We start from the raw sequence: 26,084 nt of genomic DNA, 5'->3' as shown, positions 1-26,084 counted from the left end.
AAAAGTATGTATCAATCTACCACATTATCAGAATTAGAAAAAGAACATCAAGATGCGTTAACGCAAGCGCAAAATAAAATGATGGATGACTTAAACCTTGCGCAACAAAACGGGGATAATGAATTAATTCACCAAGCAAGTGTTCATTTTCAAAACGTAGCTAAAGAATTAGCTGAACAATACACTAAACGTATTGAAGAAATTAACGAGTTGAACCTTAAAAATGTAACAGAGAACATTCAAGAGGTATATGATAACTCGAGAGCAGATATTGATTTAAATGCGTTGGTGTATGACGGTGATCGAGATTATGTTTTGGAGTTTCAAGAAGATGAGCTAATTCAAAAAACGTTGGAAAGAATAAAGGAAAACAATCCAGTTTTTCAATCGAGAAGACACTTGTTAAAATCAAGTTTACGCTTAACAAAAATGCTAGCGCCTGTACTTCATGAAATTGGAGATCATTGTAAAGAGGTGTTAAAACTGAAAGCAGATATTGAGTTTTTTGTTTACCAGGAAGATAAATTCAACGCATCATGCTACCCACCAGATGAAGATAAATTGTATATTATTTTAACTTCAGGAATTTTAGAACGTTTTACAAAAGATGAACTAGCTTTTGTTATTGGTCATGAAATCGGACATGTTTTATTTGAGCATTTCAATTATCCAGTAAAACATATTTTAGACGAAGGTGCAAACGACTTAGCGCCAATTCATGCAATGAAATTATATGCGTGGAATCGTAATGCAGAAATTAGTGCCGACAGAGCTGGTTTATTATGTTGTAAGAGTTTTGAGGCAGCAGCAAGAACCTTCTTTAAGTTATCGTCAGGGGTAACTTCTGATTCTTTAGATTTTAAATTAACCGAGTACATTAATCAATTTTCAGATTTAGAAGAAGTTTTAAATGACGATACACACGATCCATCAGATTGGTATAGCAGTCATCCGTTTAGCCCACTTCGTATTAAAGCGTTAGAGTTATTCAATAAGAGTAAAACGTATGAGTTATTCAATCCTGAAATTAACGGAGAAATAACAGAAGAAGCGATGGAGCTAGAAATACAGCGAATTATGTCTTTAATGGAGCCAGAAGATTTAGGAAATGAAACTGAGCATTCAGAAAAAATACAACGCTTTATGTTTTTAGGTGGTTATATGATTTCAAAGGCAGATGGCGTTGTGGATGATTCTGAAATACAGGCGTTGAGTAGTGTGGTGTCTCCATCAGTTTTTGCACAGTGTATGTTAACGATTAAAGGATTAACAGAGCAAGATATTATTGATGAAATTATAGCTTTGGCTAAAGAATTAGATATCGTAATTTCTGTGATGCAAAAACTAAATATTCTAAGAGATTTATCTATTATTTCTTATGCTGATGGAAGTATAGATGCTGCTGAAGTTGAGGTGTTGTACAACTTAGCAAGACAATTGTATATAAAAACTGAATTTATTGATAGAATTATCAGCGACGCCCAAGGTGTTGATTAACAAAATGATTTTTTGTTTACCATGCTAGTCAAACTATACATGCTAATTATGTATGGTTTGGCTTAGTCTGTATAATAAAAGTGCCCATCCAACAATTAGTAGCAAGCCACCTAAAGGAGTAATAGGACCTAAAAACTTCATTTTTTTACCTTTTGCGTCTGATAATACTAAACCATAAATACTGAAGGAAAACAGTATAATTCCAACTACAAAAGCGTAATATATTGCTGAACTAGGTGTTTCAAAATAACTTCCAATGAATAATAAAACGAGTGCATGATACATTTGATACTTTACACCCGTTTCAAATGATTTCAGTTGATCTACGTTTAGAATTTTTTGTAAAGCATGAGCTCCAAAAGCTCCAAATATCACAGCAAACATTCCAAATAAAGCTGCTGTTATTAATACAATTTGTTGTGTCATGTTTATAATGAATTAAAAAGAGAAACCAATACTTAAAGCTACTCTGTCTTCTTGTGAGTTTCCTTTGAAATAAGAAACATTTGCAGTGAATAAGTCGATTCCGCTTAACCATATAGAACCCCCATAACTAGTATGCCATTTCTTTGAATTAGGAGAATACGGAGACCATACACGACCGTAATCAAAACCACCAGTAACACCAACTTTTATAGGAATAATTCCTGTACGAATGCGCCCAAAACGCAAACGTAAATCGTTACTATGATAAAAACTTTCGGTTCCAGAAAAACGTTCTCTATTAAATCCACGTAAATTACGGTCACCACCTAGTGTAGCTGCTTGGTAAATTTCAAAACGATTTCCTACATTAATTTGAGTTCCCACTTCAGAAGCAAAAACTAAGGAGCGATTGGACACTAAATTTTGATACATGGCTAAAGAGCTTTTAATGTAACCAAAGCGTCTGTCGAAATCTTCTGCATTGGCTTTAGCTCCAATAACCAAATCGAAGTTCATCCCTTTGGTAGGGAAGCTACTATTGTCTACTCGGTTGTGATTAAAGTTTAATTCACCTCCCCAGAAATAATTAGTGTCAAAAATAGCGGTAGGTTGATTGTCAAAATTATTGATGAATCGACTTGGAGTGTCTTCAACTTCAATAGCTTCAACAATTCCTGAAATTTTAAAAATACTTCCTCCTCGTAATCGTTTTAATAACGAAGGAGAAAAGCTTATTTCTTCTTTTTTAACACGATAATGATCTAAGTCAAAGCTTTGATCGTATACACTTTCATTACCCCATCCAAAGAAATTAAAAGAATAATTATCGCTTGTAGCTTTAGCGTGCAAGTGCAAGCTCCAATTACCAATTAGTTCAGTAAATTCACCGTTGTATTCAAGATCGTATCCTCCAACGGCTGAATAGTAATTAGCGGCTAAGGTATGTTGACTAGCAAAAGGGTGTTTTTTAAAACCTTGTTGTGTATAGGTTACAGAAGCGCCAAAGAAGAAACCATCATCTGGATTGCTTCCTAAACTAGGATACACTACTGTTGTATTATTATTAATATCTCTAAAATTATAAGTATTTTTAAAGTAGCTGTTTGAGCGTAAATCTACAGTTTCAGAACTCGGATTTATGGTGTTATTCTTTGATTTAAAATCGTAAATTTTTGTTTTCTTTCTCCATCCAGCAACGGATGATTTATCTGTATACATATCGTGATTTTGACCACCTATAATTCGTAATAAAATTCCATCGTGTACATCACCAGAAATTAAAAACTCATCATCTCCATTTAAACCATAAAGTTGTATTTCATTCGTTTCTTTTGTTTTGAAAATACGGTTATAAATTTCGTTTTCTTTTCTAAAAACAGTAACGCTAGTTTCGTCATCATTTAAACGTTTAATGATGAATTTATCGTCTTTATCTGTACCAACTACATGTACAACTTTGTTTAGTTTGGTGTAATAGCGTGTTGCAATTTCTTTTAATTTATCTCTTCTAACCTTAATTTTAGCAATGGTTTCTTTTCCGTCAATATCGTAAATAGCTTTTGGTAGCTGTTGAATTGATTTTTCAATTACTTCATCTGTTAAATTTTGTTGGATGTATTCAACTTGTTGATACCATTCATCAAGTGTTAATTGATTTAAAAAAGCAGCATCAAAGAAACGAGCATAGTTATTGTACCACTTCATGTTTTTGATATCGTTATCAAAAGTTTGCATGTTCTTTACCAAGGGAGCAAATTGTTGAAATAGAGGAATCATAACTCCATCAAATTTAGAAAAAGGTTGATCTCTATCTCTTGGAATAGGACGATAATAGGTTTTACCATTTTCGGTTTTAAAAGAAGCCCAACGCCATTGGTCTTCATGCCTATCCCAATCACCAATTACCATATCAAACAAACGCGAACGAACAACCCATTCTTGATCAATAGAGTGTTTGCCGTTTTTTCTGATTTTTTCTAACACATCAAATGTGCTAATAATATCTTCTGAATTTCCAAAGTTGTCTAATTCACTGCGGTCACCAGCAGGTCGTTCTTCTAATAAGTATAATTGCCCTCCAAAAACCTCATTATGCTTACCTAAAGCAGGTTGTTTAGGCATGTAATATAGCTTTGGATTTGTATGATAAATATTTACAGCGTCTGCCATATCAGGAACTACAAAAGCAGCATATGGGTGAGACATTGTAAAAATGTCTTGAACCACATCAATTAAAAAAGTTCCTTTTAAAATACCACCCATAATACGACTTCCGTCTTTTATCATTGAACGTAATACGAATTGTTTTCCTTCAGGATTTTCTAATCGTAACGAATTTGTTTGATTACCACCTCCTCGTCGAATAGGAGTTAAACCTCCATAGACATTCTCTAATTCTAGTACAGGAACTTTAATGGTTTTTCCATATTTTTTTCTGTGTAAATCTCCCCACATAAATTTATGAAACCCACTTACTTCAGTAGCTTCCGAAGGATAAATAGAAGTTTCTATAAATTCTTTATGATCATCATATTCAGGAAAGTCAGAATAAGTTTTAGTTTGTTTTGGTTTTACAATTTCTTTACTAAAAAGGAGTTTATGTCCATCTTTGGTGTTGGCAGCATAATATTCAATAACAGCAGAACCGTCTTTATAATAATTCAATCTTGCATATCCGTGGTTACCGTAGGTAAATTGAGCTCCATAACCAATTAAAGCAGCTGATTGTTTTGAACCCGAACCACTAATTACTTGCTTAAATCCGTCTTGCTCTATGTATTGTAGGTTGTGATCGTGACCAGAAACAAAAACAATATTATCGGTGAAATCATCAGATACTGCTTGGATTTGATTAATGAAGTCACTATAGTTTTTATTAAAAATATCAGTTTGAATTCCTGCATGTGAGCGTAGCGCATTTTTCAAAGTACCTAAAATTGGCGCTGGTTTCATGTGGTCTTTTATAGAATAACTTCCACCATGTGGACCGTTACTATATAATGGATGATGTACAGCAACCACAACATTTTTGTATCTGTTTTTTTTGAAAAGACTAGAAACTTCATGAATAAAACGCTCGCGAGTTTTAATTTCACAGTTGTCGTTCATTTTTGGCTCTTTATCCCAATCCATAATAAACCAACGACTGTCAATAATAATCAAGGTAAGATCATCATTGATTTCTACTTTATCCAATCCACAGCCTCCCTCAGGTAGGAAAGAATCTTTTCCTAAAGCTTGTTCAACTAATCGTTCTTGTTCTTTTAAACCATCAACACCATTATACCAATCATGATTTCCAGGAATAAAAATTGTTTTTCCTTTAAAGCCTTGCAGTGCATCAATTTGTGCTTGCAAACGATGTTCAGCTAAGGCTCTATCTTTATGTTCTTTATTGGGGATTCCGTAAGGGTAAATATTGTCTCCTAAAAATAAAGTAGTCGAGTTTTTAGAAGCTTTGGCTAACTCTTTTTGAAAAAAGGTTAGTGTAGGTGTTGTTTGTCCCATTTCGGCATTACCAGCATCTCCAATTAAATAAAAGGAGTGTAACAATTCTTTATTTGTTTGAATTGTTTTTGGAGAAGTCTTATCTGCGTATTTAGCTTTATAGGATGCACAACCACTAACTACAACAATTATAGTTAGATACATGCAAAACTTGGTTAAGTTCATGTTTTGTTTTTTGGTTATGTAAAAATAAGGCTTTTTAGGGTAAAACTACTGTTTTAATAAATACTGATAATCTTCAGGAGTATCAATGTCTAGTAAGTTTTGAGTAGAATTCACTTTGATAACATTGTTGTTTTGTTGTAGTAGAAAATTCTTTGCGCCTTTGTCTCCTTTTAAATCCAATAAATCATTAAAATAGTTCTTCGGAAAAATAGCAGGAACTCCAACACTACCTTGATAATTAGAAGCAATGAGTTTAGAAGGATTGTTTTTTGAAGCTTCAATTAAAGAATTCAAATATTCAGAAGTAACATGAGGTTGATCCGCTAGCATTATTAAAACACTATCAAAGTTATAATTCAATAAGAACTTTATTCCCTTTACAATGCTAGTGCTTAATCCGTCTTTATAATTTGGGTTGTAAATGATTTCAACAATATTTGAAGTGAGTTGTTTTTCGATCACTTCTTTATTAGCTCCTAATACACAAAATACATTTTTTACGACTGATTTTTGAGCTTGTTCAATAGCCCATTCTAATAATGTAGCGTTTTTATAAGGAAGCAATTGCTTTGTTTTTCCCATTCGGGAAGAATTACCAGCAGCTAGTATGAGAATTGCTGTTTTTTGCATTGTATTAATTGTGGATTCGTCCAGTAATCTTTTTTAGAGAAAACACTTCCTTATTACGAATTACTGATAATATTTCTGCTAAGATTGATAAAGCAATTTCCTCAGGAGTTTCAGCCCCAATATTTAAACCAGCTGGCGTATGAATCTTATCTAAAAACTCATCAGAAACATTTGGAGAAAATTCAAAGAACTCATCAAAAAGCTTTTCACGACGCTTAGCAGCTCCTAAAATACCAATGTAAACAGGATTCTGTTCTTGTAACTTAATCAACCAGCGTAAATCGTAAGTGAAATTATGATTCATAATAACAATAGCAGTGTTGTTATTTACATGAGAAAGCTGGATTGTCTCAGGAGTTTGTGCAACTACCGATTTAGCTCCGGGAAAATCAGATAGTTCTTTCGGATCTTTAATAGAAGTAATAACATCAACTTCCCAACCTAACTGGGTAGCTTGTGCACAAAGTTTCACAGCATCATGCTCACCACCAATAATAAGTAAACGAAATTGCGGATGTAAAGTTTGTTTAAAAGCAACCAGTTGATCTGTTTTTTTAGGATAAAACTCTTTATTGAAAGAGTAGGTTTGTTGATTGTTAAATTGAATTACAGAACCAAAATTTCCATGTGCCTCATCTTCTTTTTGAAAATAAGATATGATGTTATACGGTTTTCTTTGAATGCTGTTTTCTGAGAAAGCATGAATGAACTCAGTTGAAAGGTAAAAAGGCTCTAAAAGAACATATAATATTCCCTCGCAGCCTAAACGATAACGACCATCATAGGTTATTACTTTAGGTTTGTTGTTTTCAAAAACCGATTGAGCTCTACGTTGTACTTCTTTTTCAACACAGCCTCCGCTAATGGCTCCAATTATTTTTCCGTCAGAAGAAAGTAACATTCTAACTCCTGGTTTTCTGTAAGAAGACCCATCTAAATCGACGACAGTAGCCAATACATTTTGTATTCCTTGTTGTTGGTTTATAGTAGCTTGTTGTAGTATTTCTTTAATTTCGTGCGTCATTTTTATATTAAAAACTCTTTTAAAAGTACGTTTTTTTATGGTGTTATTAAAAAAATAATACTGGTTAATAATTTATTATTTTAGCAAAAACCTTTTTCATGAATAGTTTGATAGAAAAGACAGAGCAGTTTGTGGTGGATTTACTAAATGAAAGTTTAGCTAAGAATTTTGTATACCATAACATTGCGCATACTCAACGAGTGGTTGAAAAAACACTCGAATTAATTGAGGGAGAAGCTTTTTCAGAAGTAGAGAAGCAAGCGTTAATTTTAGCGGCTTGGTTTCATGATGTAGGGTACACTGTAAACCCAGATAACCATGAAGAAGAGAGTGTAGCTATTGCTACTAACTTTTTAAAAAATGAAGGAGTTTCAGAAGTGATAATTGGTGAGGTGTCAAGATTGATAGCTATTACCAAAATGGGAGTTAGCCCTAGCACCGAAGTAGAAAAGATTTTAAAGGATGCTGATTGTTCTCATGTGGGTAGTAAAAACTATTCTGATTTTAACGAGTTATTACGTAAAGAAAGAGAATTGGTGTGTGGTAGAACAATAAAAGATGTTGAATGGGATGATGCGAACCTTAATTTTTTAACCAAACATCGCTTTTATACTAGTAAAGCTTCTAAGCTTTGGGAAAAACAAAAAAGTAAAAACATAGCACAGCTTTTAAAGAAAAAGCAAAAACAAGCACAAGAAGCTGCTAAATTAAAACAGAAAAAAGAAGAGTTAGCGTACAAGAAAAATAAAATAGAGCTACCAGAAAGGGGGATAGAAACGATGTTTCGCGTAGCGATGCGTAATCATATAACATTAAGTGACATTGCCGATACAAAAGCTAATATTTTACTTTCGGTAAATGCAATTATTATTTCAATGACCTTGTCTACTTTAATTCCTAAGTTAGATAATCCGTCAAATCACTACCTAATTATTCCGACAATAATTTTTGTGATTTTTACAGTAATATCAATAGTCTTATCAGTTTTAGCAACCAGACCAAATGTTACTGAAGGAAAATTTACAAAAGAAGATGTAACCAATAAAAAAGTGAATTTATTATTCTTCGGAAATTTTCATCAAATGAAGTTGCCAGAATTTGAGTGGGCAATGAGTGAAATGATGCAAGACCGCGACTATTTGTATGGTTCACTAACTAAAGATTTGTACTTTTTAGGATTGGTTTTAAATAGAAAATATAAGTTATTACGAATTACCTATACAGTTTTTATGATTGGTATTTTGGTAAGTGTAATAGCTTTTGCTGTAGCCTTTAATATACAAGATAATGCTTCAAAAGTAGCGGAGTTAGTATCAGGATTGTTATAGACGATTATTTAAACTCTTGGATTAATTCATCAATAGTTATTGTTTTTTTAGCGTCAAAACTTTCTTGATAAATAACCTCTACGCGTAAAGCTTTTAATCCAGAAACTCCTTGTAGGTCTTCAACTTCTAATTTTTCTACTTTACCTAATAATTTTTTAGATTGAAGGTATTTAATGTATTTATTGTACTCATCAGCATCTTTATCTTGAGAATATACAATTGCTATTTTACCAGGAACAGTTAGTCGCTCTTCTGTTCCTTTTATATGAGCTTTGTCAATACGTTTTTTTATGATTTCGTAACGAATATTATAAGCGCCATCAACGTCAAACTGCTTTTCATCCATTCTAAATTTTATGGCTAATGGATTACTGTGAACTAAAATTAAAGAAGCAACTCTAAGCTTGTGTTCCATTTTTTCAGCAGCTTTTAAGGCAATGTTTTCCATTTCACACATTACTTGTAATTGCCATAACCTAAGGTTGTACAAGTATAGATCGTCGTATTTTTTCTCTTTTGTTAATGACTGTCCTATATACATGTTATACTCAACACCATCAGTTTTATAACGTTCAAAATAATGAGGGAACATTTGTTGTGCTTCTTCTTGTCTGGCATCAATAAAAGAAGCCAACTTATCGTTTAGTAAAGTAACACTGTCTTCATAGGCTTTACGTTTTTCGTATACTACTTGTAAATTAGGGTCTAAACGATTGATATATGATTCTACCAAGGAACTTAAGTCATTATTAACCATTTTTATATGATTAAAGACAGGGTAGATTTCGCGTTTCAAAAAGTCTAAAATGGCTATTTCATCACCAGCTTTCAATCCTTTTTTTACTTCAGATAAATATTCTTCAACTCTAAATCTTAATTCTTTATAAATTGGTAGGCTTTCAACTTTGCAGGCTTCTAACAAAACAGAAATAGCTAAAGAAAGTTGAGTATTTAAATCTTCTTTAATTGCATTATTCCTTGAAGTAGATGAATCTTTAATATCTGATTGACCATAAAAAGGATGGACGTCAGGGAAAATAATATCTTCAATTTTAACATTTTCCTTGGCTTCATATGACTCTCTATGGAATCTTTCGGCAGCCTCATAAAAACGCCATTTTACCGTTGGATGAATTGAGGTATAGTTTTCTTGAATTGTAGCTTCAAGTATGTTTTGATGTTCTTCTGAGAAACGATCAACCGCTATTTTAAACAACGGAATTAAGTTTTGTAGTTTATTTTGATTAATCGAGTTTAGCTCAAAAGGTCTTGGTGAAGCAAGCTCAATAATGGCTAAGCTGTTTTTAGCTGAAGCTAGTATAGGTACTAAAATAATACTACCAATATTTCTGTTTTTTAATCGCTGGTAAAAGTTTTTGTTTTCAGTTTTTTTACCATACTTTTCTACATCAGAAATAGCAAGAGTCTCGTTGTTTATGAAGAGTTTTTCTAAAAGATAATTACAGAAAATACAATCGCAAGAAACATCTTTTTCATAGTTTAAAACTAGACTTTCTTGTTTGTTAATATGCGAAGAAGAAAAATTGTTAGAGTCTGTTTCAAAAATGGAAAACCCTAAAGACAAGTCATTTATTCCAAAGAATCTACGAAATATTTCTTGTAGCGTATGAACTAAGTCATCATCTTTTTTTATGAGACTAGTTCTTATTTCCGAAATCATTTCATCGGTTGTAACATCGAATAAGTTCATGATTCCGAAGCCCTTAAAAATATAGGATTCAGGAGGGAATTTTTCTTTCCAAACGTCAATATCGTCAAAGTTGTCAAGTAAAAACTTAATGTCTTCTTCAGTTATTTTTGGAGCATTTTCGGTTGGATAAATCTTCATAAAGTCAGCATTAAATGCTGCCCGATATTTTTTTAGTGTGTTGGTTGTTTTATCTGGAATATCAAAATAAAAGGGACGTTTTATATCGATAGAGTAGTTGTACACGTCAGTTAAAATGATACTACAGGCATATTTATACATCAAATCACTCTCAAAATGACGAACTTTTAATTCGTAGTCATCTCCAGCATTTTGTAAAATTTTTTCAAAACGGCTAGTGAACTTAAAAGATGTAAAAGTAAACGGAATACTAACCGCTTTAATTTCATTTTCTAATAGTAATTCAGGAAATAATGGTTCTAGTAGTAACTCAATAGTATCCTTGTGTTTTTCTAATAAAGATTCATCAGAAAAACCATCAATCAACTCAGGAGCTTTTTTTGCTTCTCGAACTATATTTATTGAAGATTGATGATATGGATGTTCTTTAAACTCTTCACCCGCATATTTTTGAAATAAAGCAACAATCTTTTCAAAACTTATTTTAAGTTTAAAAGGGAGGTCTATATTCTGAATATCTCTAGTTCGTCTTATGTTCATAAAGCAAGAAAATGAATCTATACAAATTTACGAAATTGCTAACTAAATAGTCGTTTTTAGTTGTACTCCCTTTCAAAAAATCAAGAATAATCTTTACGTTTTGTTTAAAAATTAAAATCTGAAATTATAATCTCGAATTTTACCTTTTTTTCCTAGGCTATTAAATTTCCAGCTAAAACCTAACATAAAATATTGTTGTAATACTGTGCTTTCAGAATCTTCTATGTAGTTTGATGTTGCTCTACGTTGTGCATTGGTATTCTGATTCAATAAATCATAAGCTTTTAAACTAATAGTCCCTTGATCTTTTAATACCGAGTAGGCTAGGGTAGCGTTCCAAAACCATGAAGCTTTGTTAAAACCAATTACATTTGGATTGTAGGTGTAACGGATATCGTTTATCCATTCTAATTTCTTCGGAATGTTTGTTTTGGTTCTGATATCAACAGAATGTCTAGTGAAATTTCTGTTTTGTGTGGTGTTTATATCATATTTCGTGTTTGAAAAATCGATATCGTAACTACCTTCAATTGAAGCGATTTTATCCCATTCTAAAGTCGCTCTGAACGTAGGACTAAGAGATGTTGTTTTAGCTCCTTCTTTTATATCATTTAAAATATTGAAGTTTTTATCCGTTCTAATATGTGCACCAGCTCTAAGTTGAAGGCTTACAATAGAATCTAATTTTATTTTTTTGCTATAGCTACCTCCTCCTACAAAATCATAACCCCCGTTTGTGTTTTCATATGTAGTATTTCTAACTAAGTCATCATCAATAGATGTATTAGTGATTACCTGATCATTGTATAGACTACCTCTCATATAAACCCAAAAACCTGTTCGTGCTTGCCAATTAAATTTATTAAAATTGATATAAGCCGTATGGTTTTGAGTAGGCTTTAGGTTCGGGTTACCTGTAGTAATATTAGATGGATTGGTTACGTCAGAAAAAGGTTGTATCTGGTTTATATTAGGTGCGTTATTACTTAAACGGTAATCAAAATAAACAGATGCTTTAGAGTCAAATCGATATCTGAAACTAGAGTTAAGGTCTAAGTTGTTGTAATCCTTTTGTAAACTTAATTGAGGACGTAATTGATCGTTGTTTTCTAATGTTCTGTTTACAAAACCAGTTTCGAAATTAAAACGCCATTTTTTGGTTCTATACACTAATTCTACCGCAGGAGTTTTAGTAATGTCGTTATAAGTAAAGTCAGAACTTAAGTCAGTATTAAAGTTGCTGTATTGTTGTGTTGTGTCGTCAAAATCAAAGGTGTTTTCTTTGTTTTCTCGTTCATCACGTTGGTAGCGGTATTTTGCGTCTAAAAAGAATTTATTGGCTACTAAAGGGAAACGATATACGAATCGTGTAGTAATTCCCGTTAGGTTGTTTTCAATAGAACTTTTTTGGTCTCTAATTTCTGTACTCGGAGAACTCCCAAAAACTTCAATAGTAGATTTGTTAATCTCTTCTGTATCTGCTTTATCAATTCGGTTGGTAATCGAGGCTTTTATAAAGGAACCTTTGCTTCCCATCTTTTTTGTAATGTCTAACCTGTTTTCAAAGTTGTTAGCTTCAGATGTAGCGTAAGCTGTACTTGTATAGCTGTTTGTAAGTATATTGTTTTCATCTAAAGATTCTTCTTGCCTACGACTACTACCTTCACGTTTATTAAAAACGAAAGTAGGTCTAATGTTAATCAATAAGGTAGAGTCTATTTCAATATCAAACTCAGTGTCAAAACTATGATTGTGGTTTTCATCATCAGAAGAAGTAGTAGAATTTGAAAAATATTTTCTATCAGGTAGTGTGTATTCTCTATTGCTTTTTGATTCGTTATTAGAAGTACTACCAGAATAAAAATAGTTAGCATTTACATCTAATCCCTTACCAAATTCATCAGCATAGGTTGCTCCTGCTGTTTTCGATTTTATAATTCCACTTCCACCACCAAATCGTCTTCCGTTAATACTAAAACCTCCGTTTCCTCCAATCCAAATATTACCACCGCCACCAAACATTTTTTGAATCTCTCCAAAGCTGAATCCAGGAGAGTTAATATTGTTTGTACTAGCTAATACACTAAAACGTTGATTGTTGTCAAAACGATTTACCATAGCAGCTCCTTCGTAGCGTTTGTCAGTACCTACCCCTCCAGATACTCGACCAAACCAACCTTTATTGTTTTCTTTTTTAATGGTTAAGTTGATAGTTTTATTGTTAGCGTCTCCATTTTCGCCAGTAAAAGCTTCCGATTTAGATTTTGTATCAGTAATTTGAACTTTTTCAATAATGTCTTTCGTGAGGTTTTTAGTTGTGATACTAGGATCGTTTCCGAAGAAAGGCTTACCATTGACTAAAATTTTATTTACTTCTTTTCCGTTTACGGTAATTTTACCATTTTCATCTACTTCTACACCAGGGAGTTTTTTTAACAAGTCTTCAACATTAGCATCTTTTTTCGTTTTAAAAGATTTTACATTAAACTCTAAAGTGTCTTTTTTAACTGTGATAGGAGCTCTAGATTGAATAACAACTTCACTTAAGATATTGCTTTCTTCTTTTAATGAAATGGTTCCTAAATTCAAAGTAGAAGATTTATCAAGTTGAATTTGTTTTGAATAGCTGTCCATTCCTACATAAGAAATAAACAGTTTTACATTCTTATCGTATGATTTTCCTTCTAAAGAAAATTTTCCTTTGTCATTTGTAATTGTGTAGGTAACAATAGTGCTGTCTTTAACTCTTTCAAGATGAACTGTGGCAGCGTCGATAGGTGTTTGCTCTTTTTCAGAGTTTATAGTTCCTGTAATTTTGAACTGGTAAGATTGTGCTAAAATTGAACTAGTCAATAATAGCGTAAAAATAAAAAGTAGTTTTTTCATTTTTTATAGCAATTTGATTTTCAATTGGCTACAAATAAAGAGAAAAAACTACTTTCAGGAAGTTAAATTTTGTTAAAAATTATTTTTGACGGAAATAAATACTAATAGGTACTCCGTTAAAATTATAGTGTTCGCGTAATTGATTTTCTACATAACGCTTATAAGGATCTCTAATATACTGTGGTAAATTAGCAAAAAATGCAAACTGTGGAGTATGCGTAGGTAATTGCATACAGTATTTAATTTTGATGAATTTACCTTTGGTTGCTGGAGGTGGATTATGCTCCATAATCTCCAACATCGTTTCGTTTAATTTACTGGTTTGAATACGGCGTTTTCTATTTTCAAAAACATCCACAGCAGTTTCGATAGCTTTAAAAATACGTTGTTTAGTCAACGCAGAAATAAAAATAATTGGAACATCAGTAAAAGGAGCAATAGTTTGGCGGATTTTAGCTTCAAAATCACGCATGGTATTGGTTTCTTTTTCAACTAAATCCCATTTATTAACTAAGATTACGATTCCTTTACGGTTTTTCTCTGCTAACCAGAATATTTTTTCATCCTGACCTTCAAATCCGCGAGTTGCATCGATAACTAATACCGCAACATCACAATGTTCAACAGCACGAACAGCACGCATTACCGAATAGAATTCTAAATCTTCTTTTACTTTTGATTTTTTTCTGATTCCAGCTGTATCAACCAAATTAAATTCAAATCCAAAACGATTATATTTAGTATCGATAGAGTCGCGAGTGGTTCCCGCAATATTGGTTACAATATTTCTGTCTTCTCCAATTAAAGCATTAATAAACGATGATTTTCCTGCGTTTGGACGTCCAACTACAGCAAAACGAGGTAATTCGTCTTGTTTATCTTCGTTTTCGTCTGGTTCAGGAATTTCTTCAACTATAGCATCTAGTAATTCGCCAGTTCCACTTCCGTTAATAGAAGAAATTGTGTAGTATTCACCTAATCCAAGATTGTAAAATTCAACAGCATCAGCATCACGCATTGCATTATCAACCTTGTTTACTGCCATAAATAGAGGTTTTTCAACCTGACGTAAAATTTTAGCAACTTCAGCATCCATAGGAGTAATTCCTTGCTCAACATCAACTACAAAAACAATAATATCAGCTTCGTCAATAGCTAGCTGAACTTGTTTACGTATTTCTCCTTCAAAAATATCATCAGAACCAATTACATACCCACCAGTATCAATTACAGAAAATTCTTTTCCGTTCCATTCAGATTTTCCATAATGTCTATCTCTAGTAACTCCACTAACAGAGTCAACAATAGCTTCACGACGTTTTACTAGTCGGTTAAATAAGGTAGATTTTCCTACGTTAGGTCTTCCTACAATCGCAATAATACTCATTTTGCAAAAAAATTTGTGCAAAGATACAATTTCGCAAATGATTTATAATGAATTTTAGATAGTATATAGTTTTTGCTATATTGTTGGCGTTTAATATTTTATTTTAATGGATGATAAATTATACAACCAGATTTTTTTAAAACCTAGATTTCAGTTGGAATACGAGATGAATTCTCAGGTTTTATTGGAAGAAATTAAGAAGCACTTAAACGATGTTTCTAAGTATAAAATGAAGGTTGTAGATAATCATGTGGTGGTTGATGTACCCGAAAAAGAGTCGCATTTATGGTCGCCACAACTGCATATTGAAATAGAAGAAACTTCTGAAAGCACTTCGCACATTAAAGGATTATTTGGTCCGAAACCTCAAGTGTGGACTTTCTTCATGTTTTTACACTTTTTGGTGGGTACTGCATTTGTAATTTTTGGAATCGTTGCTTATAGCAATTGGTCATTAAAACAAATTAGTATGTTGCCCATTGTAATGTTGGTTGTATTGCCTATTGTTTGGGTAGCACTTTATTTAGTGGGTAGCTTAGGAAAATCAACCGGGAAAAAACAAATGGATGAACTAAAAGAGTACACCAAAGAATTGTTACGAACCATTAAAGAACGTTAATCTTTATAACCAAATCGTTTTAATTGACGCTCGTTAGAACGCCAGTTTTTGTTGATTTTTACATGTAAATCTAAAAATACCTTCTTGTCAAAAAACTGTTGAAGGTCTTTTCTGGCTTCAGTTCCAACACGTTTAATGGCACTTCCTTTATGCCCAATAATAATTCCTTTTTGAGTTTCACGTTCTACCATGATAACAGAACGGATTTTGATGATATTATCTTCTTCAACAAAGCTTTCAGTTTCTACTTCTACTGAGTAAGGAATTTCTTTTTTATAGTGTTGAAGAATTTTTTCACGAATCTTTTCATTTACAAAAAAGCGTTCAGGTTTATCGGTTAACTGATCTTTTGGATAAAAAGGAGGTGATTCTGGTAAAAGCTCAATGATTTTATAAAAAACGCTTTCTACATTAAAGTTTTCAAGAGCAGAAATTACATATACAAAAGAATTTGGGACTTTCTTTTTCCAATAATCAATTTTAGTTGCAACTTCCTCTTGAGTAGATTTATCAACTTTATTTAATAATAAAATTACAGGAATTTTACTATTGATGATTTTATTGAAAAAAGCCTCATTTTTTAATTCTGTTTCGCCTACTTCTACCATGTAGATAAGTACATCAGCATCTTCAAAAGCAGATTTTACAAAATCCATCATAGACTCTTGTAGCTCATAAGCAGGTTTTATGATTCCAGGAGTATCAGAAAACACAATTTGATAATCTTCACCATTCACAATCCCCAAAATACGATGTCTTGTAGTTTGTGCTTTAGAGGTAATGATTGATAATTTTTCACCAACCAATGCGTTCATCAAGGTTGATTTCCCAACATTAGGGTTTCCGATAATATTTACAAATCCTGCTTTATGTGTCATAGGGCAAAGATAAGTTGTTTTGAGTAAGAATTGTTGAATTTTATAAGCTTGTTATTGAGTGGTTTAAAAAATATTTTAAAAATAAATGCTTTTTTATTTGGATAAAACAAACAAAAGGGCGTATATTTGCAACCGCAAATCGCGGGATAGAGCAGTAGGCAGCTCGTCGGGCTCATAACCCGAAGGTCGCAGGTTCGAGTCCTGCTCCCGCTACTAGATAAGAGCAATCAGAAATGGTTGCTCTTTTTTTATTATATAATTTAAGAGCTTAGAAAGCATTATCTTTAATAAAGTTCTTAAGGGTTAAGTTAGATATGAATAAAAATTTTATGAAAAAAGTAAGAGTTTTAAGTTTAATTGTTTTGAGTTTGTTTTTTTTGTCTTGCAGTAGTGAAGATGAGTTAGAGAAGGAAAGAGGACCAAAATTAATAGTAAAAGTAAAGAACACTTGGATTGATAATACTGCTCCAAGTGAAAAAGTAGCCAATGCCAAAGTTTTGGTTTATGAAAGCCTATTAGATTTAAAAAATAAATTCAATGTAATAGCTGAAGGAACTACAGATCAAGAAGGTGAAGTAGAAATTACCAATAATGTGAGGTTTGATCAAAAATACTACATAGATGTTACAAAAGGATGTAGTAATAATTATTTGAGTATAGATTTTGGATTTGAGGAATTATATACTATTACTCCAAAAGATTCATATGATAGAGAATTAAGTACATTAAGACTTAGTATATATGAGACGGGAACTATTAAAATAACCAACAAGAGTATAAATAATTATTATGTTAATATTTTAGGGAATATTGTAGAGGTAATTGCAAGTAATGAAACAAAAATTATAGATTATTTCCCTACAAGTGATGTTTTCAATAGTTCTTTTGCATTGATTAATGAATCGACAGGAGAAAAATATGATACTACAAATTTTAAGTCGGTTTGTGATGAGGTTAAAGAGTATGTTATAGAATAATTTTTAAAGAAGATAAAGATACAGTAAGATGTAAATCTTTTGAATCTAAGTGAGAGCAGCCAGAAATGGTTGCTCTTTTATTTTGAACTATTTATAAATGAATGTTAAACTTTTTTTAATCTTTTGTGTTTTAGTAAATAAAGACATTACATTTACCGATTAAACATAATACAACTAATTAAAACCAATGAAAAAAATACTTTTTATCTTGTTGTTGGCCATCGGTACTATTTCTTACGCACAGGTACATGATCCTGTAAAATGGAGTACTTCAGTAAAAAAGATTTCCGATAAAGAAGTAGAATTAATTGCTGTTGCTACAATTCAAAAAGATTGGCACTTGTACTCGCAAGAAATTCCTGAAGGCGGACCAATTCCGACGTTATTTACTTTTGAAGGTGACTCACGTTACTTAAAAAAAGGAAATACAACAGAGCCAGAAGGACATGTAGTTGACGACCCTATTTTTGAAATGAAAATTAAATACTTCGATACCAAAGCTGTTTTTACTCAAAAAATCCGTTTAAAAACTGCGGAAAAGTTCACGGTTAAAGGAGCTGTTGAATACATGGTTTGTACAGGAGAAAACTGCTTACCTCCAAAAGAAGTAGAATTAGTTTTCAACGTAAATTAATCCCCTTACCCCATTAACATGATGAAAAAAATACTAGCATTTTTGCTTTGTTTTACTATTGGATTTTCAGCTCTTGGTCAAATTCACGATCCGATTCAATGGAAAACAAGTGTCGAAAAGGTTTCAGAAACAACGTATAATTTAGTAAGCACCGCAACGATTGAGGGCGAATGGCATCTGTATGCACAAGAAGTTCCGAAAGGCGGTCCAATTCCAACAACATTTACCTATGATGATGAGGGAGGTAAAATTAAAATTGTAGGAAACACTTCAGAACCTGAAGGGAAAATTAAGTTTACTACGCTTTTTGGAGAGGAAGGAATGAATATTAAATCCTTTGCTAAAAAAGCAGTTTTTAAACAAGAAATAGAGCTAATAGATGCTAGCGTAAACCAAATCAACGCATTTGTTGAGTTTATTGCTTGTACAGATGAAATGTGTTTACCTCCAAAAGAAGTAGACTTAGCTTTCGATTTAACAAAAGCTACCGCAGTAACAGCTTCTGTTGATGCAACAAAAGAAGCAAAAATAACAGGCGAAGTAGCTTCAAAGGAAACGAAAAAAGAAGAAAAGAAAGGTCTTTTAGGAATTTTCTTCATCGCCTTTTTATCAGGATTTGCAGCATTGTTAACACCGTGTGTATTCCCAATGATACCGATGACGGTAAGCTTTTTCACCAAACAAAGTAAAAGCAAATCACAAGGGATTCGAAATGCAATTATCTACGGATTGTCAATTATCGGAATCTACGTATTATTAGGATCGGTAGTAACTGCAGTATTTGGAGCAGATGCATTAAACGCATTATCAACTAATGTATGGTTCAACCTAGTGTTTTTCTTAATCTTGGTAATTTTTGCAGTATCGTTCTTAGGAGCTTTTGAAATTACTTTACCAAGTTCATGGGCAACCAAAGTAGACTCACAAGCAGACAGAGGAGGTTTAATCGGAATCTTCTTTATGGCACTAGCCTTAGCAATTGTATCCTTTTCATGTACAGGACCTATTGTAGGAACTTTACTAGTAGAAGCTGCTTCAAAAGGAGGAATTGCTCCTATCGTAGGAATGTTAGGATTCTCATCAGCAATTGCATTACCATTTGCGTTGTTTGCAGCCTTCCCAGGATGGTTAAACTCATTGCCAAAATCAGGAGGATGGTTAAACACCGTAAAAGTAGTTTTAGGATTCTTAGAATTAGCTTTAGCATTTAAATTTTTATCGAATGCCGATTTAGTACTACAATTACATTTATTAGAAAGAGAAGTGTTTATCGCTATCTGGATAGCTATTTTCGGAGCCTTAGCTTTTTATCTCTTCGGAAAAATACAATTACCACACGATAGTCCAATCAGTCATATTTCTGTAGGAAGATTAAGTTTAGGATTGATTGTTTTATCCTTTACTATCTATATGATTCCAGGACTTTGGGGAGCACCACTAAACTTAATTAGTGCTTTCCCACCACCACAACACTACAGCGAGTCACCTTATGGAGTAGGATTTACAAAAAAGGGAACAGCGAGTGTTCAACAAGACAATCACGAAGCTTTACCAGAAGGAGCACATTTAATGCCTCCTCACGATATCATATCATTCCACGATTATGACAAAGGGTTGGCTTATGCTAAGAAAGTAGGCAAACCGGTTATGTTAGATTTTACAGGACACGCTTGTGTAAACTGTAGAAAGATGGAACAAAACGTATGGGTAAAACCAAAGGTATTAGACGTTCTTAAAAACAAAGTAGTCTTAATTTCTTTGTATGTAGATGACAAGCGTCCTTTAAAAGATGATGAAGTGGTGGAATCGAAATTGAATCCAGGAAAGAAGTTAAAGTACATCGGACAAAAGTGGAGCGAGCTACAAACTATCAAGTACAAAGCCAACTCACAGCCGTTTTATGTATTGATGAATCATGATGAATCAAACATATCAGATCCTGTAGGATACATGCCAGATGCAGATGAATATTTCAACTGGCTTGAAGAAGGAATTACCAACTTTAAAAAATAATATAACTCAAAAGCATCTTAAATTTTTAAGGTGCTTTTTTCTTTTAAAGAAAATTTATTGAATGTAAAAAGCTCTTTTCTAGGCTCATTTTGAAATTAGCCTTATAATTCTTACCTTTGTACGATATGGTAGATACTACACACGAGAAAAAAAATCAACGAGTTTTTACATTCAACTTCCTTGTGTTCCGAAACCAGTCGGACAAGTTTATTCCACCAGGATTCTAATTTATTGCTTTTCTAAAAGGAAAAGATTTCAAACGTATTTACATTATTTTAAGTTCTATTTAAATTGATAGTACTGTAAAATATTCGGTTCTTACGAGTAGCTTTTTTGACATATTCGTACACTTTTCGCAAAAGTATATACTGCGCTAATAAATAATAAACCCCAAATAGGTAACACAATGTTTAAAAACTTCAATAAATAGTACTGAAGTTATTTATCGTTTAATCCTATTTATAAAAATCAAATTATGACAGTACACACTTACGATGCCTTCAATCGTATTACTCCTCTTGAAATGGAAAGAGTAACTAATTTTTTATATACACATCTTGAAAACTATGGAGATGAAAAAACAGCCATTCGCAAAGCGATTGATTATGCGGCTAAAGAAAGAACAGGATTAGGAGGTTATGTGTTTACCATAGAAGATAAAAATGAAATTGTAGGAGCGGTAGTGATAAATAAAACAGGAATGGACGAATACATACCTGAAAATATCTTGGTTTACATCGCTACTCATAAAGATTATAGAGGGAAAGGAATCGGTAAAAAGATAATGCAGCATGCTATCGATAATTGTAAGGGAGATATTGCTTTACATGTAGAAAAAGATAATCCAGCCAAGTTTTTATATGAGAAGCTTGGGTTTACAACTCCGTATTTAGAAATGAGACTAAAACGATAATATGAGACAGTTAAAAATAACAAAACAAGTTACCAATAGAGAATCAAAATCTATTGAAAAATACTTACAAGAGATAGGGAAAATTGACTTGATTACTGCTGATGAAGAAGTTGAATTAGCTCAAAGAATCAAGACAGGAGACCAAAGAGCCTTGGAAACATTGGTAAATGCAAATTTACGATTCGTTGTTTCGGTTGCTAAACAGTATCAAAATCAAGGTTTACGTCTTTCTGACTTGATTAACGAAGGAAATATAGGTTTGGTAAAAGCAGCAAGACGTTTTGATGAAACTCGTGGGTTTAAGTTCATATCCTATGCAGTGTGGTGGATACGTCAATCAATTTTACAAGCATTGGCAGAACAATCACGTGTGGTAAGATTACCGCTTAATAAGATTGGAAGCATCAGTAAAATAAATAAAGCTGTATCTAAATTAGAACAAAGTAACGAGCGTATGCCAACGCCCGAAGAAATTGCTAAGGTGTTAGATATGACTGTTTCTGACGTGAAACAATCTATGAAAAACTCAGGACGACATATTTCTATGGATGCTCCTTTAAAAGAAGGAGAAACTTCTAATTTATATGATGTAATAAGAGCTTCAGAAGCTCCTAAGCCAGATAAAGAGCTAATGCAAGAATCATTGCAATTAGAGATTAGCAGAAGCTTAGAAACACTATCTCCAAGAGAATCTGACATCATAAAATTATTTTATGGATTAGAGAATTACAGACCTATGAGTTTGACAGAAATAGGAGAAACATTTGATTTAACAAGAGAACGCGTACGTCAAATTAAAGAGAAAGGAATCAGAAGATTAAAACAAAGATCAAGAACTAAAGTATTACAAACATACTTGGGTTAATGAATCAAAGTACTAATTAAAAATACACAATATATATGTTAATAATACCAGTAAAAGAAGGCGAGAATATTGATAGAGCCATTAAAAGATATAAAAGAAAATACAGAAACACAAAGGTATTGCAAGAAATAAGAGAAAGAAAAGAATATACAAAACCATCAGTAAGTAAAAGAGCTCAGTTAAAGAAAGCTCAATATAAACAACGGTTTTTGCTAGAACAAGAAAAATAATTTTATGGATATACATTTTATTGATCTAATCATATTCATTACCTATTTAATTTTTATGCTTGGAGTAGGAGTATACTTCATGAATAAAAACAAATCAAAAGACGATTACTATGTAGGAGGAAGAAACATGTCTGCAGGCCATATTGGGTTGTCTGTTGTGGCAACTGATGTTGGTGGAGGTTTTTCTATCGGTTTAGGAGGTCTTGGTTTTTTAATGGGACTCTCCGGTAGTTGGATGCTTTTTACAGGATTGTTAGGTGCTTGGATAAGTGCCGTTTTTTTAATCCCAAAAGTATATCCGATAGCGAAAAAACATCATTTTTTAACATTTCCACAATCCTTAGCGCACCATTATAATGTAAAAGTGGCCTTAATTGCAGGAATCATTTCTCTTATAGGGTATATAGGTTTTACAAGCTCACAAATATTAGCAGGAGCAAAATTAGCATCAGCTACCTTTCCGTCAATCTCTATAACCAATGCAGTTCTAATCATGGGAGTTATAGCGGTAGTGTACACTGTTATTGGTGGAATTAAAGCAGTAATTTATACTGATACCATTCAATGGATAATTTTAATGGTAGGATTGATTGGTATAGGAATTCCAATTGGTTTTATCGAAATTGGAGGTTGGACAGCGATCAAAGAAACTTTACCGGCAAGCTTTTTATCATTATCAAACATAACGTTTATTGATATGTTTAACTGGGTTATTACTATTGTGCCTATTTGGTTTGTAGGAATGACCTTGTATCAACGAATTTACGCTTGTAAAGACGAAAAAACAGCAAAAAAAGCATGGAAAATAGCTGGGTTGTTTGAATATCCAATTATGGCTTTTATGGGAGTAGCTTTAGGATTATTTTCTAGAGTTGCTTTTGAGCAAGGAATGTTCTCGTCAATAGGTTACGCACCAGGTACAGAAATGGATGCAGAATTGGGATTGCCTTTGCTATTAAGAAGTATTTTACCAATAGGGTTAATGGGATTGATGATGTCAGCTTATTTTTCAGCAATTATGTCAACTGTAGATAGTTGTTTAATGGCGGCTTCAGGAAATTTAACAACGGATATTTTTGGGTATTTTAAGAAAAGTATCAGCATAAAAAATTCGCAAATTATTACATTTTTAATAGGAGGTTTAGCAATTTTATTAGCTACCATGATGCAAAATGTATTAGAGTTGATGCTGTATTCCTATGCCTTTATGGTATCTGGTTTGTTAGTACCTGTTTTAGGAACATTAGTACTAAAAAAGCCATCATCAACAGCTGCTTTTTATGCTATGATTATTGGTGGACTTACTACTTTAATATTGATTATCTTAGAGGTGAAATTGCCATTCGGTTTAGATGCTAATTTCTTTGGAATTACATTGTCAGCTTTGGTGTTCTCTATAATTCAATTTACTAGAAAAGAAAAGTAGTGGAAGCTTTACAAAAGAGTTTAGAAAAAGTTAGAAAAGAGTTACATCAACATCCAGAAATCTCTGGAGAAGAATATGAAACTCAAAAAAAGATAAAGGCATTTTTAGCCAAAAATGCTTCATGTACAATTGTTGAAGTTGCTGAAACAGGATTAGTAGCTGTTTTTGAAGGAAAAGAAAACGGGAAAATCATCATGTTACGTGCTGATATTGATGCGTTACCTATTCAAGAAGTAAATACGTTTCAACATCAATCAAAAAACAAAGGAGTTTCTCACAAGTGTGGGCACGATGGACATACAGCTATACTACTTGGAGTAGCAAATATGTTAACAAAGTTTCCAATTGAGAAGGGAAAAGTATTGCTGCTTTTTCAGCCTTCAGAGGAAAATGGAAAAGGAGCAGAAAAGGTCTTAAATGACCCTTTTTTCAAAAATATAAACATAGATTTTGCTTTTGCCTTACATAATTTACCAGGTTTTACAAAACATGAGATAGTGGTAAAAAGTGAAACGTTTACAAGCAATGTAAAAAGTGTAGCAATTCAACTTAATGGAAAAACAGCGCATGCTGCAGAGCCTGAAAAAGGACACAATCCTGCCAATGCGATTGCTACAATCTTAACCTTTGCTGAAAAAGAAAGTAAAAATTTACCAGAATCGTCCGATTTTATTTTGATAACTCCTGTTTATGTAACTATGGGTGAAAAAGCCTATGGAATTTCAGCAGGGTATGGAGAAGTTCATTTTACGTTAAGAAGTTGGGACACGAAACTGATTGAGGAAAAGAAAGAGAAGCTAGAGCAACTTCTAAATCAATTAGAATTAGAACATTCATTAAAAATTAAAACTTCTTGGTTTGAAGAGTTTTACTCAAACACAAATAATCAAGAAGCTGTTTCAATCATAAAAAAATTAGCAGAGAAGCAAAAGTTATCAATCAATGAAATTAAAACTCCGTTTAAATGGGGGGAAGATTTCGGGTTGTTTACTCAAAAATATAAAGGAGCCATGTTTGGATTAGGAGCAGGAAAAGACACACCAGCATTGCACAATCCAGATTATGATTTCCCAGACGATATAACTATGACAGGAGTTCAATTATTTTATAGCATAGCAAAGGAGGTATTAGACTCATGACACATACATCTTTTATAGAAATTTCCGAATCGGCAATTAAAAATAACATTGATTTTATTAAAAATCACCTAGGTAACGAAGTCACATTTTCTTCTGTAGTAAAAGGAAATGCCTACGGTCACGGAATTAGAATGTATTGCACTTTAGCATATAAATATGGAGTTCGACATTTTAGCGTCTCTGATGCTAATGAAGCTTATGAGGTAAAGAAAACATTGCCTCAAAAGGACGTAACCATAATGATTATGGGAATGATTCACAATAGTCAAATAGAATGGGCTGTTGAAAATAATATTGAGTTTTATGTTTTTGAAATAGATAGGTTACAAGTCGCTGTTGAAGCAGCAAGAAAACTTAAAATTCCAGCGAAAATTCATATAGAAATAGAAACAGGAATGAACCGTACGGGGTTTGTTTTAAAAGATATTGCTAAGGTTCTTGCATATGTTCAAGAAAATTTAGAGTACCTTGTTGTAAAAGGAATTTGTTCTCATTTAGCCGGAGCAGAAAGTATTTCAAACTACAAAAGAATTACCGATCAACAAAAGAAGTTTAGAAAGGCGATAAACAAAATAAATCAGCATGAACTTTTAACTCCTGATTTTCATTTGGCAAGTTCTGCTGCGAGTATTCGGTATCCAAAAACTAGATTTGACTTGGTGAGAATAGGGATTTTACAGTTTGGTTTTTTCCCTACAAAAGAAATTCTAGTCCATTATTTAAATAAACATAGAATTTTTGAATCACCTCTACAGAGGGTTATCTCATGGAAAACCCAAGTAATGGATGTTAAAACCGTAAAATCAGGGCAATTTGTAGGTTACGGGACTTCATTTTTTACCAACCATGAAATAAAAATAGCAATTGTACCAGTAGGATATTCATCAGGATATAGCAGGTCGTTAAGTAACAGGGGAAAAGTTTTAATTAGAGGAAAAAGGCACAATATTATTGGAACTGTTAATATGAACATGATGGCAGTTGATGTAACTTATGCAGATAATGTTGAGAAAGGAGACGAAGTTGTGTTAATAGGAGATCAAGGAGATAGAGAAATTACAGTATCGTCATTTAACGATTACATACAGATAATCAATTACGAGTTACTAACTAAATTACCAGATAATTTACCAAGAATTATAACAAAATAA

General features: G+C 32.6%; 20 protein-coding genes and 1 tRNA gene. 13 read left to right on the top strand and 8 right to left on the bottom strand.

The genetic code is table 11. From position 1 onward, the window contains the following. The first annotated feature begins 6 nt into the window (after nucleotides 1-6). A complete protein-coding gene (locus ACR9ES_RS06660) occupies nucleotides 7-1,497 on the top strand; it encodes a M48 family metallopeptidase (protein ID WP_435255575.1) in 1,491 nt (496 codons plus the stop codon). 42 nt (nucleotides 1,498-1,539) lie between these two features. Here the strand turns inward: ACR9ES_RS06660 and ACR9ES_RS06655 are convergent, their stop codons facing one another. From ACR9ES_RS06655 to ACR9ES_RS06640, 4 genes are all read right to left on the bottom strand, one after another. After that, the gene (locus ACR9ES_RS06655; protein ID WP_435255574.1) at nucleotides 1,540-1,923 is read right to left on the bottom strand and encodes a DUF423 domain-containing protein; all 384 of its coding nucleotides are present in this window, start codon (nucleotides 1,921-1,923) and stop codon (nucleotides 1,540-1,542) included. A gap of 12 nt (nucleotides 1,924-1,935) precedes the next feature. After that, a complete protein-coding gene (locus ACR9ES_RS06650; protein ID WP_435255573.1) occupies nucleotides 1,936-5,574 on the bottom strand; it encodes a ShlB/FhaC/HecB family hemolysin secretion/activation protein in 3,639 nt (1,212 codons plus the stop codon). A gap of 66 nt (nucleotides 5,575-5,640) precedes the next feature. Beyond that, nucleotides 5,641-6,225, bottom strand: a complete 585-nt coding sequence (locus tag ACR9ES_RS06645) for a nucleotidyltransferase family protein (protein WP_435255572.1) — start codon at nucleotides 6,223-6,225, stop codon at nucleotides 5,641-5,643. A 4-nt stretch (nucleotides 6,226-6,229) separates the two neighbouring features. Beyond that, nucleotides 6,230-7,249, bottom strand: a complete 1,020-nt coding sequence (locus tag ACR9ES_RS06640) for an XdhC family protein (RefSeq protein WP_435255571.1) — start codon at nucleotides 7,247-7,249, stop codon at nucleotides 6,230-6,232. Nucleotides 7,250-7,347: 98 nt separating this feature from the next. Here ACR9ES_RS06640 and ACR9ES_RS06635 point away from each other — a divergent pair, with 98 nt between their 5' ends. Next, nucleotides 7,348-8,577: a Pycsar system effector family protein gene (locus ACR9ES_RS06635; RefSeq protein WP_435255570.1), complete on the top strand. Its 1,230-nt coding sequence runs from the start codon at nucleotides 7,348-7,350 to the stop codon at nucleotides 8,575-8,577. A gap of 4 nt (nucleotides 8,578-8,581) precedes the next feature. Here ACR9ES_RS06635 and ACR9ES_RS06630 read toward each other — a convergent pair whose 3' ends face one another. The 3 genes from ACR9ES_RS06630 to der all read right to left on the bottom strand — a co-directional run bounded on the left by ACR9ES_RS06630 (nucleotide 8,582) and on the right by der (nucleotide 15,239). Continuing rightward, complete coding sequence (locus ACR9ES_RS06630; protein WP_435255569.1) at nucleotides 8,582-10,966, bottom strand: GAF domain-containing protein; 2,385 nt, start codon at nucleotides 10,964-10,966, stop codon at nucleotides 8,582-8,584. A gap of 111 nt (nucleotides 10,967-11,077) precedes the next feature. Next, nucleotides 11,078-13,852, bottom strand: a complete 2,775-nt coding sequence (locus ACR9ES_RS06625; protein ID WP_435255568.1) for an outer membrane beta-barrel protein — start codon at nucleotides 13,850-13,852, stop codon at nucleotides 11,078-11,080. Nucleotides 13,853-13,931: 79 nt separating this feature from the next. After that, nucleotides 13,932-15,239 (bottom strand): ribosome biogenesis GTPase Der, encoded by a 1,308-nt coding sequence (der, locus tag ACR9ES_RS06620; protein ID WP_038005898.1) that lies wholly within the window; start codon nucleotides 15,237-15,239, stop codon nucleotides 13,932-13,934. 106 nt (nucleotides 15,240-15,345) lie between these two features. Between der and ACR9ES_RS06615 the strand changes: the two genes are divergently transcribed. After that, nucleotides 15,346-15,858: a GTP-binding protein gene (locus ACR9ES_RS06615; protein WP_435255567.1), complete on the top strand. Its 513-nt coding sequence runs from the start codon at nucleotides 15,346-15,348 to the stop codon at nucleotides 15,856-15,858. On the opposite strand, the gene era is transcribed toward ACR9ES_RS06615, so the two are convergent. After that, complete coding sequence (gene era / locus ACR9ES_RS06610; protein ID WP_299001427.1) at nucleotides 15,855-16,736, bottom strand: GTPase Era; 882 nt, start codon at nucleotides 16,734-16,736, stop codon at nucleotides 15,855-15,857. The two genes, ACR9ES_RS06615 and era, sit on opposite strands and share 4 nt — an antisense overlap. A 140-nt stretch (nucleotides 16,737-16,876) precedes the next feature. On the opposite strand from era, the gene ACR9ES_RS06605 reads away from it, so the two are divergent. From ACR9ES_RS06605 to alr, 10 genes are all read left to right on the top strand, one after another. Continuing rightward, nucleotides 16,877-16,949: transfer RNA gene (locus ACR9ES_RS06605), tRNA-Met, on the top strand. Between the two features lie 116 nt (nucleotides 16,950-17,065). Next, complete coding sequence (locus ACR9ES_RS06600; RefSeq protein ID WP_435255566.1) at nucleotides 17,066-17,713, top strand: hypothetical protein; 648 nt, start codon at nucleotides 17,066-17,068, stop codon at nucleotides 17,711-17,713. A 187-nt stretch (nucleotides 17,714-17,900) separates the two neighbouring features. Continuing rightward, a complete protein-coding gene (locus ACR9ES_RS06595) occupies nucleotides 17,901-18,347 on the top strand; it encodes a protein-disulfide reductase DsbD domain-containing protein (RefSeq protein WP_435255565.1) in 447 nt (148 codons plus the stop codon). A 21-nt stretch (nucleotides 18,348-18,368) separates the two neighbouring features. Next, nucleotides 18,369-20,360: a protein-disulfide reductase DsbD family protein gene (locus ACR9ES_RS06590; RefSeq protein ID WP_435255564.1), complete on the top strand. Its 1,992-nt coding sequence runs from the start codon at nucleotides 18,369-18,371 to the stop codon at nucleotides 20,358-20,360. 475 nt (nucleotides 20,361-20,835) lie between these two features. Continuing rightward, nucleotides 20,836-21,273 carry a GNAT family N-acetyltransferase gene (locus tag ACR9ES_RS06585; RefSeq protein WP_274633284.1) on the top strand — a complete coding sequence of 146 codons (438 nt, stop codon included), beginning with the start codon at nucleotides 20,836-20,838 and terminating at the stop codon, nucleotides 21,271-21,273. Between the two features lies 1 nt (nucleotide 21,274). Next, entirely contained in the window at nucleotides 21,275-22,138 is an 864-nt protein-coding gene (locus ACR9ES_RS06580) for a sigma-70 family RNA polymerase sigma factor (protein ID WP_028892352.1), read from the top strand. 35 nt (nucleotides 22,139-22,173) lie between these two features. Continuing rightward, nucleotides 22,174-22,368, top strand: a complete 195-nt coding sequence (rpsU, locus tag ACR9ES_RS06575) for a 30S ribosomal protein S21 (protein WP_299001420.1) — start codon at nucleotides 22,174-22,176, stop codon at nucleotides 22,366-22,368. 4 nt (nucleotides 22,369-22,372) lie between these two features. Further along, complete coding sequence (locus ACR9ES_RS06570; protein ID WP_435255563.1) at nucleotides 22,373-23,794, top strand: sodium:solute symporter family protein; 1,422 nt, start codon at nucleotides 22,373-22,375, stop codon at nucleotides 23,792-23,794. Further along, nucleotides 23,794-24,933 carry an amidohydrolase gene (locus ACR9ES_RS06565; protein WP_435255562.1) on the top strand — a complete coding sequence of 380 codons (1,140 nt, stop codon included), beginning with the start codon at nucleotides 23,794-23,796 and terminating at the stop codon, nucleotides 24,931-24,933. Before ACR9ES_RS06570 ends, ACR9ES_RS06565 begins: the two co-directional genes overlap by 1 nt. Then, nucleotides 24,930-26,084: an alanine racemase gene (alr, locus tag ACR9ES_RS06560; RefSeq protein WP_435255561.1), complete on the top strand. Its 1,155-nt coding sequence runs from the start codon at nucleotides 24,930-24,932 to the stop codon at nucleotides 26,082-26,084. Before ACR9ES_RS06565 ends, alr begins: the two co-directional genes overlap by 4 nt.

The organism is Tenacibaculum sp. A30 (assembly GCF_051200845.1).
Lineage (GTDB): Bacteria > Bacteroidota > Bacteroidia > Flavobacteriales > Flavobacteriaceae > Polaribacter.
This window is presented reverse-complemented; position numbering and strand designations above follow the sequence as displayed.